14 protein-coding genes and 1 pseudogene are annotated in these 15,758 nt (G+C 60.7%); 5 read left to right on the top strand and 10 right to left on the bottom strand.

Features of this window, described 5'->3' with window-relative positions:
* Positions 1 to 3 precede the first annotated feature (3 nt).
* From B2Y33_RS16020 to ligD, 3 genes are read right to left on the bottom strand one after another with little or no spacing between them, the layout of a single operon-like run.
* The gene (locus B2Y33_RS16020; RefSeq protein ID WP_027915597.1) at positions 4 to 759 is read right to left on the bottom strand and encodes a PIG-L deacetylase family protein; all 756 of its coding nucleotides are present in this window, start codon (positions 757 to 759) and stop codon (positions 4 to 6) included.
* Positions 756 to 1,799 (bottom strand): acyl-CoA dehydrogenase family protein, encoded by a 1,044-nt coding sequence (locus B2Y33_RS16015; protein WP_027915596.1) that lies wholly within the window; start codon positions 1,797 to 1,799, stop codon positions 756 to 758. The genes B2Y33_RS16020 and B2Y33_RS16015 overlap by 4 nt, the downstream gene beginning before the upstream one ends.
* 34 nt (positions 1,800 to 1,833) lie before the next feature.
* Positions 1,834 to 4,350, bottom strand: a complete 2,517-nt coding sequence (gene ligD, locus B2Y33_RS16010; RefSeq protein ID WP_288633127.1) for a DNA ligase D — start codon at positions 4,348 to 4,350, stop codon at positions 1,834 to 1,836.
* Between the two features lie 147 nt (positions 4,351 to 4,497).
* Between ligD and B2Y33_RS16005 the strand changes: the two genes are divergently transcribed.
* Together B2Y33_RS16005 and B2Y33_RS16000 are read left to right on the top strand one after the other, a co-directional pair.
* A complete protein-coding gene (locus B2Y33_RS16005) occupies positions 4,498 to 4,956 on the top strand; it encodes a hypothetical protein (RefSeq protein ID WP_027915594.1) in 459 nt (152 codons plus the stop codon).
* Between the two features lie 2 nt (positions 4,957 to 4,958).
* A complete protein-coding gene (locus B2Y33_RS16000) occupies positions 4,959 to 5,183 on the top strand; it encodes a metallothionein (RefSeq protein ID WP_027915593.1) in 225 nt (74 codons plus the stop codon).
* Between the two features lie 178 nt (positions 5,184 to 5,361).
* On the opposite strand, the gene B2Y33_RS15995 is transcribed toward B2Y33_RS16000, so the two are convergent.
* From B2Y33_RS15995 to B2Y33_RS15980, 4 genes are read right to left on the bottom strand one after another with little or no spacing between them, the layout of a single operon-like run.
* Positions 5,362 to 6,315 (bottom strand): lysylphosphatidylglycerol synthase domain-containing protein, encoded by a 954-nt coding sequence (locus B2Y33_RS15995; protein WP_028687531.1) that lies wholly within the window; start codon positions 6,313 to 6,315, stop codon positions 5,362 to 5,364.
* Positions 6,315 to 7,517, bottom strand: coding sequence for a cardiolipin synthase ClsB (clsB, locus tag B2Y33_RS15990; RefSeq protein WP_027915591.1), 1,203 nt, complete (start codon positions 7,515 to 7,517; stop codon positions 6,315 to 6,317). The genes B2Y33_RS15995 and clsB overlap by 1 nt, the downstream gene beginning before the upstream one ends.
* On the bottom strand, positions 7,514 to 8,299 hold the full coding sequence (locus B2Y33_RS15985) for an endonuclease/exonuclease/phosphatase family protein (protein WP_027915590.1): 786 nt from the start codon (positions 8,297 to 8,299) through the stop codon (positions 7,514 to 7,516). Before B2Y33_RS15985 ends, clsB begins: the two co-directional genes overlap by 4 nt.
* Positions 8,296 to 9,213 (bottom strand): DUF72 domain-containing protein, encoded by a 918-nt coding sequence (locus tag B2Y33_RS15980; protein ID WP_027915589.1) that lies wholly within the window; start codon positions 9,211 to 9,213, stop codon positions 8,296 to 8,298. Before B2Y33_RS15980 ends, B2Y33_RS15985 begins: the two co-directional genes overlap by 4 nt.
* A gap of 187 nt (positions 9,214 to 9,400) precedes the next feature.
* On the opposite strand from B2Y33_RS15980, the gene B2Y33_RS15975 reads away from it, so the two are divergent.
* The gene (locus B2Y33_RS15975; RefSeq protein ID WP_027915588.1) at positions 9,401 to 9,952 is read left to right on the top strand and encodes an ATP-dependent Clp protease proteolytic subunit; all 552 of its coding nucleotides are present in this window, start codon (positions 9,401 to 9,403) and stop codon (positions 9,950 to 9,952) included.
* A 44-nt stretch (positions 9,953 to 9,996) separates the two neighbouring features.
* Here the strand turns inward: B2Y33_RS15975 and B2Y33_RS15970 are convergent, their stop codons facing one another.
* Both B2Y33_RS15970 and B2Y33_RS15965 read right to left on the bottom strand, forming a co-directional pair.
* Positions 9,997 to 10,395 (bottom strand): NUDIX hydrolase, encoded by a 399-nt coding sequence (locus tag B2Y33_RS15970; RefSeq protein ID WP_027915587.1) that lies wholly within the window; start codon positions 10,393 to 10,395, stop codon positions 9,997 to 9,999.
* A gap of 90 nt (positions 10,396 to 10,485) precedes the next feature.
* Positions 10,486 to 14,625, bottom strand: coding sequence for a CheR family methyltransferase (locus tag B2Y33_RS15965; RefSeq protein ID WP_059184001.1), 4,140 nt, complete (start codon positions 14,623 to 14,625; stop codon positions 10,486 to 10,488).
* A gap of 319 nt (positions 14,626 to 14,944) precedes the next feature.
* Between B2Y33_RS15965 and B2Y33_RS15960 the strand changes: the two are divergent.
* Both B2Y33_RS15960 and B2Y33_RS15955 read left to right on the top strand, forming a co-directional pair.
* Positions 14,945 to 15,118, top strand: a pseudogene (locus B2Y33_RS15960) (general stress protein); the annotation flags it as partial.
* Between the two features lie 131 nt (positions 15,119 to 15,249).
* The gene (locus B2Y33_RS15955) at positions 15,250 to 15,519 is read left to right on the top strand and encodes a DUF6555 family protein (RefSeq protein ID WP_027915584.1); all 270 of its coding nucleotides are present in this window, start codon (positions 15,250 to 15,252) and stop codon (positions 15,517 to 15,519) included.
* A 25-nt stretch (positions 15,520 to 15,544) separates the two neighbouring features.
* On the opposite strand, the gene B2Y33_RS15950 is transcribed toward B2Y33_RS15955, so the two are convergent.
* Positions 15,545 to 15,715 carry a hypothetical protein gene (locus B2Y33_RS15950; RefSeq protein WP_154665202.1) on the bottom strand — a complete coding sequence of 57 codons (171 nt, stop codon included), beginning with the start codon at positions 15,713 to 15,715 and terminating at the stop codon, positions 15,545 to 15,547.
* Between the last annotated feature and the right edge of the window lie 43 nt (positions 15,716 to 15,758).

Genomic DNA, 15,758 nt, shown 5'->3' with positions numbered 1-15,758 from the left:
CTTTTACAAGAAGACCAGTTCGAAGGGCTGTAGCACGCAGTCCAGCAAGTTGGGGCGTAGCACTGGCGGTGTACAACCGTCAGGTTCGAACTGGCTGACGTGTGCAGCGATGGCTTTGCGCTTGCGCCCCACCTGATCCTCATTGAGTTGCAAGCGGTGCGCACGTTCCCAGGGCAGACGTGGATCCTCGGGTTGGCCCCAGTGCCATGCCCATACGGGGACTTCCACCAACTGGGCCTTACGCGCCAACGCTGCCTGCGCGCCGGCCCGGCCTACCGCCTCGTGATCGCAGTGGCCGTCACCGCGCCAGGTTGTCATCAGCACATCTTCCGGGCGCAGCAGCTGAGTCAGGTGGCTAACCAGAAAGGCTTCCTCCCTGGCCAGTTGACTGTCCTTCAGGTGCAGGCGGCGCCAATCGATGCGCTTGGGGTCCAGCCCGAGCTGCTCGATGGCCTTGCGGCTTTCTTGCGGCCGGTCGCGACGCAGGCGATGCTCTGTCCAGCGAGTCGAGCCAGGATGGCTGCCTTCGCCGTCGGTCGCCGAGATCAGCACCAGGTCCTCTTCGCGCCCTGCAAAATCGGCCAGCAGACCACCGGCCATGAGAATCTCGTCATCTGGATGTGGGGCGATCAGTACCAGGCGTCGACCCGGTGGGCAGAGCTGCTGGGCAGAGACCCAGGTGGCCCGGGCCAGGTGGGCCGAGTGCTGCCACGCTGACCAGGGCGTGCCGTCATTGGACTGGATCAGGTCTTCACTCATAGCTGCCATGCTCCGGAAGAAAGCTGTGCGATCTGCGCGCCGAGTGCTGCAAGGTCTCGTTCGGCGTGACTCTGACGAATGAACACTGGCAGGTCAGCGCTCAACCGCGCAAAGTGTGCATTACGGCAAAACGGTGTTGCGCCCAACGCGCGGCCTACATGTCGCATGACGTGCTCCACGGCGTGTTCGACGTGGGCGCGCACGCGCTGCACGATGAGACTGGCATCGGCGCGTGGATTGCGATCGATCCAGGCGGCACATTCACGTAATGCCGCCCGAGCGCCGCACAGGGCGGCATCCACGGCGCCCAGGTGCGCATCGGCGTGGGGGTCCGGTTTGGGCTTGCGGCAATGCTCGCGCAGGTAGTCGGCCAGCGCTTCGGCCGCCCCATACCAACAGGCGGCAATGCCCGCGCCGCCGTGCCAGAAGCCAGGCCTTGATAAATACTCGCCCGCCGTACCGACCAGCACACCCGGCGTGTCGTTGAATTCGACCTCGACGCTGGCGGTGCTTGCCATGCCTACGGCCTGCCAGTGCTCGATATTCAGACCCAGGGTTGGGTCGGCCAAGCGGATGGCAACCAGCTGCGGTTGACCCGACTCGTCCCAGGCGGTGATCAAGGCCTGGTCGATTTGCAAGGCGCCCGAACACCACGCCTTCTTCCCGGCAAGGCGAACGCAATCTCCGTCTCTGGATGCAACGACGGCGCGAGCATCCGGCGGCTCTGCGGCCCACACACCCCAGATCCCATCGCCTACAAGATGGCCAGCGCCACATTCGGCCAGAATCGCCAAAGCGTCAGTGTGGCCCTCATAGAGCTTGGCCAAAGCCAGGTCACAGCCGGCCACGCGCGACAACGTCTGCCAGCGCTCCAGCGTCCTGCCGTGACCCGGGCGCGGTAGGACGTCCAGGCACTGGGACCGCAAGGTTTTCATCAATTCGAGTGACTGGGTATCGACATTGAGGGGCTGCAGCCGCTCCTCGTAAGTGCGCAACAAGCGGTCCAACGGGGTGAGGTCGTGGTCCTGAGGCATGCTCATGCGCGAAACTCCCTGTAGCGGTAGACGTCGGCCATCACGTGAGGCCAAGTTGTTTGCGCATCCGCGCCGTGATGGATTGACGGGTCTTGCTCATGTCGGCCCAAGGGTCCTGGGCATCGGCCAGTCGCTCGCCAACGGTGGCGATGGTCCACTGGTTGGCCCCCTTGAGCTGCGCCAGCTCTTCACGCCAGACGGGCACTGAAACCGGCAAGCCCTCGCGAGCACGCAGCGAATAGGCGCACACCGTGGTGGCGCCTTTGCCATTGCGCAGGTAGTCGATGAAGATACGGCCCACACGGTTCTTGGGGCCGGACACCGCGGTGAGCCGATCAGGGAACAGATTTGCCAGGTAGGTGACGATGGCGTGACTGAAATCCTTGACGTCGTCCCAGCTCGCTTTTCTCGTCAGCGGGACAACGAGGTGGATACCTTTGCCCCCGCTGGTCTTGATGAACACCTTCAGACCCAGTTCGTCCAGCAGGGTCAAGGTCAGCTGCGTGGCCTCCAGCATCGCTTTCCAGGGCAGGGCCGGGTCAGGATCCAGGTCGAGCACGAAACGATCTGGCCGGTCGAAGTGCGTGTCCGTGGCGTTCCAGGTGTGCAGTTCGAGCATGTTCATCTGCACAGCGCCCAGCAAGGTGTCGGGGCGGTTGATCACCATGGCGGCTTGGCCGGCCTGCTCTTTGTCGTATGTACGCACGTTTGGAATGTGCAGCTGACCAGCGTTCTTCTGGAAAAACAGTTCCCCGGCGAGGCCGTCTGGCGCGCGTACGAGCGCAACCGGCCGGTGCTTGAGGTGCGGCAAGATCCATTGGCTGACCTGGGCGTAGTATTCGACGACGTCGCGCTTGGTCATGCCTGAGGTGGGATCGATCACGCGATCAGGGTGGGTCAGGCGCAGGTCGCCCAGCGTCTCGGTGTCCTTGGCCGCCTTGCGCTTATGGACGGTCTTGCTCGGCATGGCGCGCTCCAGGTCGATAGCAGTGGCCGGCTTGTCGTCGCGCAGGCCGTGAAATACCGCGTGGCGTACTACACCGTCACGCGTCATCTGGGCAAAAGCGATCTCGGCCAGCAAGGTGGGGTTGAGCCAATGTACACCGCGGGCCTCGGCTCCAGTGGGGGGGTTGGCCACAGGGGGGCTGGCGGTCTGCAGGGGTTCGAGTCGTGCGTGCAGCGTATCCAGAGTGGTGGTACTGAAGCCGGTGCCGACCTTGCCGGCGTAACGCAGCGTGCCCCCGTCGCCCTCGTGCAGAGCCAACAGCAAGGCGCCGAACCCATTGCGGCTCCCCTTGGGGTCGGTATAGCCCACTACCACGAACTCTTGCCGCCGCTTGCACTTGAGTTTGATCCAGTCGGCGCTGCGCTTGCCTGTGTAGCTGCTGTCGGCGCGCTTACCTATCAGGCCTTCAAGGCCCAGCGTACAGGCGCTTTCAAGCAACGCTTCGACCGGCTTGTCGAAGTCTGCGGAGTAGTTGAGGTTGTCCGCAGTGTTGTGCTCGAGCAAACGCTTCAACGCGTCGCGTCGCTGCTGCAAGGGAAGGGCGCGTAGATCCTGGCCGCCCAGGAACAGCAGGTCGAAGACGTAATAGGTAATTTGTTCATCATGAGCGGTATCGAATGCATTCTGCAGGGCCTGAAAATCTGCAACCCCTTGATCGTCATTGACGACCATCTCGCCATCGAGCCACGCAGAGTCCACGCCTAATGCGCGTAGCGCAGCGACCTGGCCGGGCATTTTGGCGCTCCAGTCATGACCATTGCGGGTGTAGAGCCGTACATCATCGCCCTCAATGCGCGCAAGGATGCGATATCCGTCGTACTTCACCTCATACCGCCACTCCCCGGAAGGCGGTGAATCGACCAACGTGGCTAACTGCGGCTGTAGGTGGTCTGGTAGTTTACCGGACTTGGACTTGGACTTGGACTTGGCGGCCTGCTTGGCCGGGGCAGGCTTACTTTTAGCCTGTTTGGCCGTCTTCGCAGAAGGCTTGGGGGTCAATGTCCGGTCGCTCAGCACGCTGTCGGGCTGTTCCTCGACGATACTGTACTGCGCCTCACTGCGGGCCTGGCTGTCGTTTGACTTGACCAGCATCCACTGCTCTTTCTTGCCTGCCAGCCGTGTTCGGAACAGGTTCCACATGCCAGCGAGCTTCTCGCCTTGCAGACGAAAGCGTAGCTTTCCTTTCTCGTACCCCTCACGCGGATCACCGTCCGGCTCCCAGACGCCACGGTCCCAGACGATGACATCGCCGCCACCGTAGTGACCTTGCGGAATATGGCCTTCGAACGTGGCGTAATCGAGCGGATGGTCTTCGACATGCACGGCCAGGCGTTTGACTTTCGGATCCAAGGAAGGGCCTTTTGGAATCGCCCAACTTTTAAGCGTGCCGTCGAGTTCCAGCCGGAAATCATAGTGAAGATGGCTGGCGTCATGCTTCTGAATGCAGAACTGTAATGCGTGGGCCGCTTTGGTGCGGCCGGATTTGCCGCTCGGCTCAGGCGTGGCGTTGAAATCGCGCTTGCGCGCGTATTCCTCGAGGGGCTTGGCCATGGGAACTCCGGAACCTGCGCTGTCTTGATCTTGGGAGGTGGCGAACAGCGCTGGAGTTCAAAAAACCACCGGTAGCCGCGTAAAACTCTGAATCTTCCTGGGTGCAGAGCAGTCGACTTTGGGTAAGCCAACTGATGGAGAGGCGTAATGTCCAGACCCGATGAACCCAAAGCCTATACCCCGACCGAGATCGATGACATCGAGGATCGAATGGGCAGCGTGCATGAGCTGAACTTCAGTGATCGCCTTGATGACCGTCAGGGACGGGTAGGTGATGAGCGGCCAGAAAGTGAAGTGGAGCAGGAGTTTCCGGAAGAACGGGTGCGCCAGAGCGGCTTGACCGGCGGCGAGGCACTGACCGACAGCCTGCATGAGGACGGCGTCACCGATGACGACCTGAGCCCGGACACGCTGCTGGATGAGACCGGCGCCCGAGATCCTCATGAGCCTGGATATGGCGGCCCTGCCGATCAGGCCCTGACCGAAGTAGACGCGATGGAAATCGGCGGCGGCCGTGGCCTTGACGAAGCAGAACTGGCCCGCACCAACCCGCTTGACGGGAAACCGTGGACTGATGATGCAATTGAAGAAGACGAAAGGAGCTGATCATGAGCGAATTACGCTGCGCTTGTACCGAGTGTTCCTGCACGGTGAGCACCTTGCCGCAGAATGGCAAGGCCTACTGTTGCGAGGCGTGTGCAACCGGACACCGCAACGGCGAGCCATGCCGCATGCCAGACTGTACCTGTGGCAAGGTCGAGCAAAAGAAGGAAACCAGTGTGGACAATGCACTGGATGAGACTTTCCCTGCCAGCGATCCTATTTCGCCGTGAGGGATATTGAGCCGGGTCTGCTCGGGCAGACCCGGCCTGTTCAACCTGCTTTGCATTGTTTGTGATAGCTAGCGAATTTCCGTGTGTGGGCGCGGCCTCGCCGGCGCCCCGGCAAGACCGCTCCAAGGAGCTGAGCTAAGTCGGGATCTGCGCTATCCCTGCTCTACTTACCTGTCAATCACGTTGGTGCTGCCGAGTCTTGCCGGCGCATGGCCTTGGCGCGCTTCTCCAGCACGAGGTAGGTGATGACCGCCAACACCAGCGGTATCAGGTAGTACAAGGTTCGATAGGCCAATAGGGCTGCAACCAGGCTGCCTTGTGGAATCTGTCCTTGGAGCAAGCCTAGGAATACCGTCTCCAGCACCCCGAGCCCTGCCGGTATGTGGGCCACTACACCGGCCACGCAGCTGATCAACAGCACCCCCAGAATGGAGGGATAGAATGCCTGATCTGGCAGCAGCCAGAAGATCAGCAGCGCCATCATTGCCCAGTTGCTGGCACCCAAGGCCACCTGGCATAGCGCAAGGCGCAGCGAGGGTAACGTCAGTTCATGTTCGCGCCAGCGCCAAGTGCGTTTTTTGGCAAAACCGCAGGCTAGCAGGTAGCCGATCGAGATGGCCAGCAACGCAAAGCCAATCAGCTGCAGCCCGGTGGTGCCGACGGCCCAGTTTGCCGGCAACTCAACCAGGCGCATTGCAAACACGCCGCCTGCCAGCAGCATGTAGCCCATCCAATTGGTCAATAGCCCCAAGGTCAGGATGCGTGTGATGGTGGGGGTATCGAGCCCGAGCCTGCCATATAACCGATAGCGCAACGCGACCCCGCCTACCCAGGTGGTGAAATTGAGGTTGAAGGCGTAGCACACGAAAGCGATCGGCAGCACTTGACGCACCGGCAACTTGTGACCGGTATAGGCACGAGCCAACAGGTCATAGCTGGCGAAGATCAGGAAGCTCATCAGTGCCATGACCAACCCGACAGCCAATGTGCCGGGCTTGTAGGCCAACAGCGATTCACGTACCTCGTTCCAGTCCAGGTTGCGCGCCAGCGTGAACAACAACGCCGGGATCAGGATCAGGAACAGGACCGTGAACAGACGCTTGGCCCACACTTGCCAACGTTTTCGTTCCATCAGGTGTTGCCCTCGTGCAGGTTGCCTTGGGTCTCCACCGCTTGCCCTGGCGTCTTTAGGCGCTTGCGATGCGCAGGTAGCCAGCCGGCAATGCGCGGGAAGTGACGTATGACATGGAAGCTCAAGAAGATCAGCGGCGCCCGCCACCAGTAGCCGCGGATCATTCGCTCAAGGGTGACCGTCTTGCACTGTTCGCTGGCCAGCGACTGCAAATGGTCGTGGAGCTGTTGGTTGAAGGCGCGGCTGCGGATGAACAGGTTGGCTTCAAGGTTGAACGACAGGCTCAGCGGGTCGAGGTTGCTCGAGCCGACCGTGGACCATTCGTCGTCCACCAGCGCGACTTTGCCGTGCAGGGGGCGTCGGCAATACTCATGGATCCGCACCCCATCGCGAAGCAGGTAGTTGTAGAGCAGGCGAGCCAGCGTACGCACCCACCACATGTCCGGCTCACCTTGCATGATGAGGGTCACTTCAACCCCTCGACGCGCGGCGTTACGCAGTTCGCGCAATAGGCGATAGCCTGGGAAAAAATAGGCATTGGCTACCACTATGCGCTTACGAGCGCCACGCAGGGCTTCGAGGTAATACGCTTCGATCGCGGTGCTGCGTTGGCCGTTGTCCCGCTCTACCATCACGGCGGTGATGTCGCCAGTGGGGTCGGTAACCGGGCGCACCTCGCTTGGGGGCTCCAGCACCGGCGACATCAGTCGACGGCTCACGGCATGCACCTGGGCGACCACTGGACCGGTGACCTCCACGGCGTAGTCCTGCTTGGCCATCGGCCCATAGTCGCCGAGATGATCGGCGCTATAGTTGATGCCGCCAATGAACGCACGCTCCCCGTCGATCACGACGATTTTGCGATGCAGGCGGCGGAACAGGTTGGTGCGCAGGCCAGCCAGACGAGGCTGGGGATCGAACAAGTGAAACCTCACCCCCGCTTCGGTCATCGCTCCGATGAATTCAGCTGACAGGTCAGCGGTGCCATACCCATCGGCAACCACTTCGACACGAACCCCACGTTGCGCTGCCTCGATCAGGGCACGCTGCAACTGATGGCCAACCTTGTCCTCGTAGATGATGAATGTCTCAAGGAGAATTTCATCGCGCGCCTGGCCCATGGCCTCGAAGACTCGCGGGTAGAACGCCTCACCATTGATCAACAGCTCGACGCTGTTGCCATCGACCCAAGGTCTTTTCACACGTTGATCTCCGCAGCCAAGGGGGCGTGGTCGGACAGGTGCGACCACGGATAGTTGGATAAAACCTTTGCAGCATGGGGCATGGCATTGCGCACGTAGATCCGGTCGAGCCGAAGCAGCGGCAGGCGCGCGGGAAAACTGCGGGCCGGAGAGCCGAAACGCTCCCCGAATGCCTCAATCAGGCGCTCTGACAACACGGCATCTGCCTTCAAGCGCCAGTCATTGAAATCCCCGGCGATGATCACGGGCGCCTTGGCAGGCAGGCGGTCGAGCAACTCGAACAGCAAACTCACCTGTTTCTGGCGGTGTGCCTCCCGTAGCCCCAGGTGTACACAGATTGCATGCACCTCGTCATGGCCCGGCACCTCCAGTTGACAGTGCAGCAGACCTCGCTGTTCGTTTCCCTCGACCGATACGTCGAGGTTCTCTGAACGTACGATTGGGAATTTGGAGAGCAAGGCGTTGCCGTGATCGCCATGGGGGTAGACGGCGTTGCGCCCATAGGCGAATTGCGGCCACATGCTGTCTGCCAGAAACTCGTACTGGGGCGCCTCCGGCCAGGCGGGATGGCTGATCGCATGCTGCTGGTGGCTGCCATGCACTTCCTGGAGAAACACCAGGTCGGCGCCTGTGGCCCGTACCGCATCGCGCAGCTCCGGCAGGATGAAGCGGCGGTTGAAGAAGGTGAAGCCTTTGTGCACGTTGAGCGTCAGCACGTTCAGGCGGTGCACGGCGGTGATTTTGTCGATGATGCAGTTTGGCGCGGGGAGTGTAGGGTTCACAGCTTAACCTCCGGCTCGGCGCCCGGCTCGGTCATCAATTCGTGGTCCAAGTGCATCTTTTCCAGCAGTCGGCGCGCGTCGTAAGGGGCATGGACTTTCTGATCGTTATCGAAATAGCAGTACACGTCACGCGTTGGGCACCGGGGTGGCGGCCCTTGTACGATCAGATGTGCGTCGTCGGGCTGGCTTCCCTCAGTCCACTGTTCGATACGTTTCTTCCAGCGGCGAAGCGCGCTGACGGTATACCCGCTGCTATAGAGTTCGACATCGCCATGCAGGCGCATATACATGAAGTCTGCGGTGACGTCTTCGACGTAAGGCCACTTACCCGCGCTGTCGGCCACCACCAAGGCAACGTTGTGCTGGCGCAGCAGTTCCACGAAGCGATCGCACAGGAAGCTTTCGTGGCGTATTTCCACCGCATGGCGTAGGGGTGCATTCCCGCTTATCTGCGTACCGCCGTTACCTTGCAGGCGTTGCTCGCAGCCATTGGCGCTACGTTTGGCAGCGGCTCGGTCACGCGGTAGCAGCTGCAGAAATGCACCGAATCGCTCAGCGTCGAAGCGCATGTTGGCAGGGAACTGCCATAAGAAAGGGCCGAGCTTGTTGCCCAGAAGAAGCGGCCCGGAAGCGAAGAAATTGGCCAATGGCGTATCGATGTCCTTGAGTCTGCGGATGTGGGTGATGTATCGCGGTGCCTTGACGGCGAAGACGAAGTCATCGGGTGTGGCGTCATGCCAGGCTTGATAGCGTTCGGGCGTTTGCAGGCTGTAGAACGAGCCATTGATCTCGATGGTCGTGACCGCCCTCGATGCGAAGGCCAGTTCGTCATCCTGGCGCAGACCCTTGGGATAGAAATCCCTGCGCCAAGGGCCGTATCGCCATCCTGAAATGCCAATGCGTACCTCGCTCACGCTGCCTCCTATCGCATCTCCATTCCATTCACCATTGCGACCAGCGCAGCGGCAGGAGGGTTCAGGCGCAGTTGATCAATGGCGGTGGCCGGGGGGTGGAATTGAACTTTGCAGATGAGCTCGATTCCATTTTTAGACAGGCAGGGTGGTGACCGACGCTCTGTATCGACACTTCTTGGAGGTGCGCATGGCCAGACACATCATCCATTTCACCGGCCCTATCAATTCTTCTACCTGCGGCAACCTGATCAACACCTGTACCAAGGCTGTGAACCAGGGGGCCGAGGTGGTGCAGCTGAATGTCGCCACCATGGGCGGCGAGTGCAGCTACGGGTTTACCTTGTACAACTACCTGCGGACTTTGCCTGTCACTGTGCACACGCATAACCTTGGCACGGTCGAGTCGATGGGCAACATCCTGTTTCTGGCCGGCGAGCGCCGCACCGCGTGCACCTACAGCAAGTTCCTGTTCCATCCCTTCCACTGGACGCTGCACGGTTCCATCGACCACTCTCGGATGGCCGAATATGCAATGAGCTTGGATTATGACTTGCGCCTGTACGCCCAGATTGTGGCTCAGCGCACGGAAGGCGCGGCGCAGGCGCTTGACGTGCCCCGCTACCTGATGGCGGCCCCACGGATCCTTGGCCCACAAGAGGCTCTGGACAGCGGGATGATTCATGCGATCGACGATTTGCCGATTGAGGCGGGCGACTGTCAATGGAGCGTGCACGCCTAAAGCGGCACGCCTGTACTCCAGATAGCAGCCAGTCGAGGAGGGCGTCAGCGAACAGACGCCGCAGTAGCCGCGTCACACTCGAGCAACGAGCGAATCAACTTCCTGATGTCTTGCTTGAGCGTGCTGACGTGTTCGAAATGCGCGAACTGAAAGTCAGCGATCTCATGCAAGGCGCAAGGCTGGGGCGCTTCATCAAACTCGGCCTCGAAGACATAGTGCATGCGCTGGGGCGTCTCGTGGCGCATCAGCAGCGTGAAATTGTGGGCCTGCAGACCTGTCTCCTCCAGCAATTCACGCTGGGCCGCCTCAAGCGGCGTCTCACCAGGCTCAACTTTGCCACCTGGCAGCGTCCAAGGGGCGTTTTGCTTGCGAACCCATAGCCATTTATGAGCGTGTTTGCCATGCCGACAGATAATGGTTGCGCGGGGCTTGGCAGATTTCATGGGTACTCCGGCGAATCACATTCCTATGAGGAATTAGTCGCCGAGAACCGTAAAAAAGTCATAAAACTGTAACAATTCACCGACGAACGGTCAGTAGAGAACCGAACCGTGCAGGCTTTCGATGGCCTCTACCAATTCGTCATAGCCGACGGGCTTGTTCAGGTGGCGATCAAAGCCTGATTGCTTCGACCGGTGCTGATCGGCGCTCGCCCCATAGCCAGTCAGGGCGATGGCCGGCGTGTGCTGCAGGTGCTTCATGTTTCGCAGGGCCTTTATCAGTGCATGGCCGTCCATGACTGGCATGCCGATGTCCGACAGAATGACGTCGTACTTCGTGTCCCTGGCGACCTCGAGCGCCTGGCGCGGGTCAGCGAATGCGCTTACCTGCGCACATTCCATTTCCAGGAGCTGTTGCATGACGTCGAGCACTTCGGGCGAGTCGTCCACCAGCAGCACGTGCAAGCCATCAAGGCGACCCATGCGCTCAGGTTGCTGGCAGGCAAGCTGCTCACCTCTACCACTCTGGGACAAGGGCAGAGTGACGGTGAACGTACAGCCTTGACCGAGGCCTGCGGAGTACGCGCTTACGCTTCCGCCATGGGCCTCCACTAACTGACGGACCAGCGACAACCCTATTCCCAGACCCTCTCGAGCCGCGTGCCCGAGCGGCGACGCTGCCTGGCTGAACAGATCGAAAATGTGCTCCAGGCTGTCTGCCGTGAGGCCGATGCCCTGGTCTATCACGCTGAGCGACACCTGCGTGTCATCGTGGCTGAGCGACAACCGAATGGCGCTACCGGGCGGGCTGAACTTCAGGGCGTTGTTGAGCAGGTTCCAGATCACTTGCTCCAAGCGTGTGCTATCCCCGTCGATGAACAGCGGTAGACGGTCAGCAGGCAGCTCCAGCACCACTGCCGAGTCAGGCTGCTCGCTGACGACAACCCCATGGATACCCTCGACGATGGCAGCCACGTCTACTGCTTCGGTCTTGAGCTTGAGCTTGCCGGTTCGGATACGGGCCACGTCCAGGAGATCGTCGATGATGCGCGCCTGGCTGGCGACAGCCTCGCGGATGGTGGCTACCGCCTTGCTCGCAGCGGCGATGTGGGCGATCGAAGGCAGACGACGCAGGATCTCGGCGTTGAGCTGTATCAGGTTGAGCGGGTGTTTGAGCTCGTGGGACATGATGGCAAAAAACTCATCCTTCATGTGGCTGCTGCTTTGCGACTCGGCCAATTGCTTGCTCTGTTCATCGTGCAGGCGCTTGTGCCCGGTCAAGTCACGAGCGATCTTCACGAAACCACGCAATGAATTGCCTTTCAAGCGCGAGATCTCACCGCTGGCATAGAAGCGGCTATCGTCATTGCGCATGTGCCAGCGCTCATCCTGGCTACGGCCGTTGGTGCGCGCCCTTTGCAACTCCTGCTCGGGAATGCCGTGCTGGCGATCTTCCTCGGTGAAGATGAGCTGGTAATGCCGGCCCACCACATCGGCCTTTTCATGGCCGAAGATCAATGTGGCGCCTGTGTTCCAATCAGTGATCAAGCCCTGCTCATCCAACAGGATGATGGCGAATTCGTGGGTACTTTCAGCGACTACTCGCATGCGTTCCTCGCCAAGTCGCAGACGCTCCTCGGCCGCGCGGCTCTTGCTGATGTCGATAAAGGTAAGCACGGCCCCGTCGATCTTCTGTTCGCTTGAGCGATAGGGCAGCAACCTGGCCAGGTACCAGTGGTAGGCCTGGCCTCCGATTTCGCGCTCGATGATGTGCTCGCCATTGACCACGGCACGCGCATCATCTGCCAGAGCGGGGTAATCCAAGCGATGAGTGATGTCGAGCAGAGAGCGGCCTGTGTCCACCGGCAGCATGTTGAACAGGTCGGTCGCACGCGGGGTGAACCAGCGAATGTGCAGGTTGCGGTCGACGAACACGGCGGCGATGTCAGTGCTGGCAATCAAGTTGCGCAGGTAGTCATTGACCTTGTCGGTCTCCTCGACCTTGTTCTTGAGCTCGTAGTTGACGGTCAACAGTTCTTCGTTGATCGACTGCAGCTCTTCCTTGCTGGTTTCAAGTTCTTCGCTGGCCGAGCGAAGCTCTTCGTTGATGGTCTGCATCTCTTCATTGGAGGCGGTGAGCTCTTCACTGGAGATCTCCGACTGCTCGATGGTCTCCTGCAATTGCAAGCGCGTGCGCTGCAACTCTCGCTCCAGGTTGTTCAGCACCATGCTGTCGGTCTGGCGAATGGCACCGACCAAGGGCAATGACGGATCGGGCGCGCGCTCTTCGAACACTACCAGCAGGTATTCGCCGGCTGTCTGCTCATCCTTATGCGGTTGCACCGTAATCTCTACCTGGCAGCGCTGGTCATCCTCGCCCAGGTCCACAGGGCGAGAGGTGACCGCATGGGTGCCCTGGCGCGCCTGGAACAGGGTGCTGCGAAGCGCCAGTCGCAGGCTGGGCAGTACCAGGTTGAGCAAGTTACGGCTCAATTCACCGCTGCCCAGTTGCATGAAGCGCCCGACCCCTTCACTCAGATGAAGGATGGTACCCTCACCGTCGATGATCAGGCTCGGCGGGGTTCGGCGCGCCAGTGCGCGGTGGTGCACCTCTGCATAGGAGGGCTTGCGCTGGGCTCTGCTTTTGGCGGTGGCCGGCTGCTTCAGAGCGCCTAGATCACCCCCTTGCAGCTGACGCCCCGGACGCGTGCCGGCACCGGCGACCTCGCGCGCCCGGTAGATGCGATTACGCTTGTCCACCACTGCAAACAGCTCGCCAGCCAGCTCTGCCGATTCGGACGAGCCCAGGAACAGGTACCCACCCGGGCGCAGGGCGAAATGGAACATGCGCAGGATGTCACGCTGGATTTCGCGGTCCAGGTAAATCAGCAGATTGCGACAGACGATCAAGCCCAATTGCGAGAAGGGCGGATCGGACAGCAGGTTATGCCGCGCGAAAAGCACTTTCTCGCGTATTTCCTTGCGTACTCGATAATGCTGGTCTTCCTTGACGAAGAACTGGCGCAGCCGCGATGGCGGCACGTCGGTGATGATGGACTCTGGATACAAACCCGTGCGGGCATGGCCAATGGCGCGCTCGTCAAGATCGGTGGCGAACACCTGTACGTTATTGGCACGTTGGTCCACGGCCAACTGCTCGCATGTCAGCATGGCCAGGCTGTAGGACTCCTCTCCTGTCGAGCAGCCGGCGGACCAGATGCGAATCTCTGCCGGGTTGTCAGCCGAGTCCGGCTCGCCCACCAGTTGGGGCATGACAATTCGTTCCAAGGCTTCGAACGCTTCACGGTCGCGGAAAAAATTGGTGACGCCTATGAGCATGTCCGCCAGTAAGTCGGCGGATTCCTCCTTGTGGTTTTCGAGGTAGTGCAGGTAAGCCCGCAGGTCGGCCTGCCCCGTGACATGCAGGCGCCGCTCAATCCGTCGTAGCACGGTGGCGCGCTTGTAGTGCTGGAAGTCATGCCCGGTAGCACTACGCAGTTGCAGCAGGATCTCTTCCAGCAAAGGTTCGCATGACTCCGGGTCGCCCGCCCGGGTACCCAGCGCAGGCGGCAGGCTGTCATCCTCGATGCGTGGGAGGTTGACCTGCCGTGCGTTATGCCACAGCTCCATCAGCTTTTGGGCAAGCTCTGCCGCCGGGAGCACAACGTCGACCAGCCCGGTTTCGATGGCCGCCCTGGGCATGCTGTCATACTGGGCATCATCCGGGCTTTGCACCAAAGTGACGCCGCCTTGCTCCTTGACGCGCGCCAACCCTACGGCGCCGTCTGCGCCGGTGCCGGACAGTACCACGCAAAAGGCATGGTCCTTGTGTACGTCGGCCAAGTCACGGAAAAACAGGTCGATCGCCACATGGTCACCGCGTCGCCTGTTGGCGGGTGCCACACGCAGATAGCCGTCATTGGTCGACAGCCGATTGGCAGGGGAGATCACGTATACATGGTTGCGTTCAATCGGTACCGGCGCCGTTACCTGGCTCACCGGCATGCCGGTGGTCTCCTGAATGATTCGATCAGCGACACTCTGATGGTCTGGAGACAAGTGCAGCACGATGACGAATGCCATGCCAGAGTCGGCAGGCATCTGCCTGAACAGGGTACAGATGGCTTCGATCCCCCCTGCAGAGGCACCAATACCCACCACCGGGAAATTGAGATGACTAGGACTCAGGTTCGAAGGATGGGGCGCGGCGGGCTGGTTAACGGTCGACTTCATGGCGGTGCCCTGTACAGACCTGACGGACAGCCCATCGACATGTCGCGGGGCAGGAGGAGCGACATTATAGGCAACGCGCGAGGATATTCGCGAGCGCCTTTACGAGGCGCTAATGGCTGGCCCGCAAGTGTTCGGCCAGAGAATCCATTCGCGCCACCGATCTGCAATCCATGCCTTGGGACTGAGTAGCCTGTCATCGCACGGGTTCTGATGAAGGGCGCGGCTTCGTGCCATGCGCATTTCCAGAACCGCAAGGAGAAACGATATGGCTCGTGATCAAAAATCGACCGGTCAACGTGGCGGCACCAAGGAAACCAACCCGGGCAATTTCGCCAATGACCGCGAAAAGGCCTCCCGTGCTGGGCAGAAAGGGGGTCAGGTTTCAGGTGGAAACTTCGCCAATGACCGTGAGCGCGCTTCGCAGGCTGGCCGTAAGGGTGGTCAGAACAGCCACGGCGGCGGGCGTAGTGCAACGAACGAAGCGCGTGGCTGAACTCATCCTGGGTGCCTGCCAAAGGCTGTGCCAGGCACCCCTTGGGAGCAATGACGCATATTCGATTGAATCTTTATCGCCGAGCTGCACTCCATCGCAGGGTCATCCACGCAAAAGAGGAGGGTGCAGCGATGCCTAGTCCCCAGTTGTACATCATCGATTATCGGCTCCATGGCGAGCCCCGCACCTTCATCATTCGTCTTGAACGCCTGGATAACGCCGAAGCCTGGCACTGGGCGAGCTGCGATGCAGGCATTGGCATCATTCCGAAATTCGGGCGCGAGAAAATCCGCAAGGTCAGCCGGCCCATGGCCGAACGCTACGGCGTCACGGACGTGACCTGGCGCCTATCAGGCAGCAAGCCTGGACAGTCCCTGGAAGACCCTGCCACCACCGCCTGATTGCGCAGCCTGCATCATCAACCGATCACGCACCCGCCTCGGGATCGCTGGCAGGCACGCCTGGCCGATCCTGGTCTTCATCGGTCAGACCGGGATCAGTGTCCGGGTCATCGACTTTATCATTGCGCTGCTCTTGCTCAAGCTCGGGCCAGTCGTCCTGGACATTGCCGCCCCCCATCATCAGTTTCTGCATCATTGCGCGCGCCTCCGCTGGTTCTAAAAAAAGGCCCGCCCTGACG

The sequence above is a fragment of the Pseudomonas sp. UBA5666 genome (genome assembly GCF_002420785.1).
Classification (GTDB): domain Bacteria; phylum Pseudomonadota; class Gammaproteobacteria; order Pseudomonadales; family Pseudomonadaceae; genus Aquipseudomonas; species Aquipseudomonas fulva.
Note: the sequence above shows the minus strand (reverse complement) of the source record. Positions and strands in the feature narration are given on the sequence as shown.

Coding starts and splice junctions, on each gene's coding strand:
- B2Y33_RS16020 (WP_027915597.1), bottom strand. CDS start 759: ATGAGTGAAGACCTGATCCAGTCCAATGACGGCACGCCCTGGTCAGCG.
- B2Y33_RS15975 (WP_027915588.1), top strand. CDS start 9,401: ATGGCCAGACACATCATCCATTTCACCGGCCCTATCAATTCTTCTACC.
- ligD (WP_288633127.1), bottom strand. CDS start 4,350: ATGGCCAAGCCCCTCGAGGAATACGCGCGCAAGCGCGATTTCAACGCC.
- B2Y33_RS15955 (WP_027915584.1), top strand. CDS start 15,250: ATGCCTAGTCCCCAGTTGTACATCATCGATTATCGGCTCCATGGCGAG.
- B2Y33_RS15995 (WP_028687531.1), bottom strand. CDS start 6,315: ATGGAACGAAAACGTTGGCAAGTGTGGGCCAAGCGTCTGTTCACGGTC.
- B2Y33_RS16005 (WP_027915594.1), top strand. CDS start 4,498: ATGTCCAGACCCGATGAACCCAAAGCCTATACCCCGACCGAGATCGAT.
- B2Y33_RS16015 (WP_027915596.1), bottom strand. CDS start 1,799: ATGAGCATGCCTCAGGACCACGACCTCACCCCGTTGGACCGCTTGTTG.
- B2Y33_RS15965 (WP_059184001.1), bottom strand. CDS start 14,625: ATGAAGTCGACCGTTAACCAGCCCGCCGCGCCCCATCCTTCGAACCTG.
- B2Y33_RS15950 (WP_154665202.1), bottom strand. CDS start 15,715: ATGATGCAGAAACTGATGATGGGGGGCGGCAATGTCCAGGACGACTGG.
- B2Y33_RS16000 (WP_027915593.1), top strand. CDS start 4,959: ATGAGCGAATTACGCTGCGCTTGTACCGAGTGTTCCTGCACGGTGAGC.
- B2Y33_RS15970 (WP_027915587.1), bottom strand. CDS start 10,395: ATGAAATCTGCCAAGCCCCGCGCAACCATTATCTGTCGGCATGGCAAA.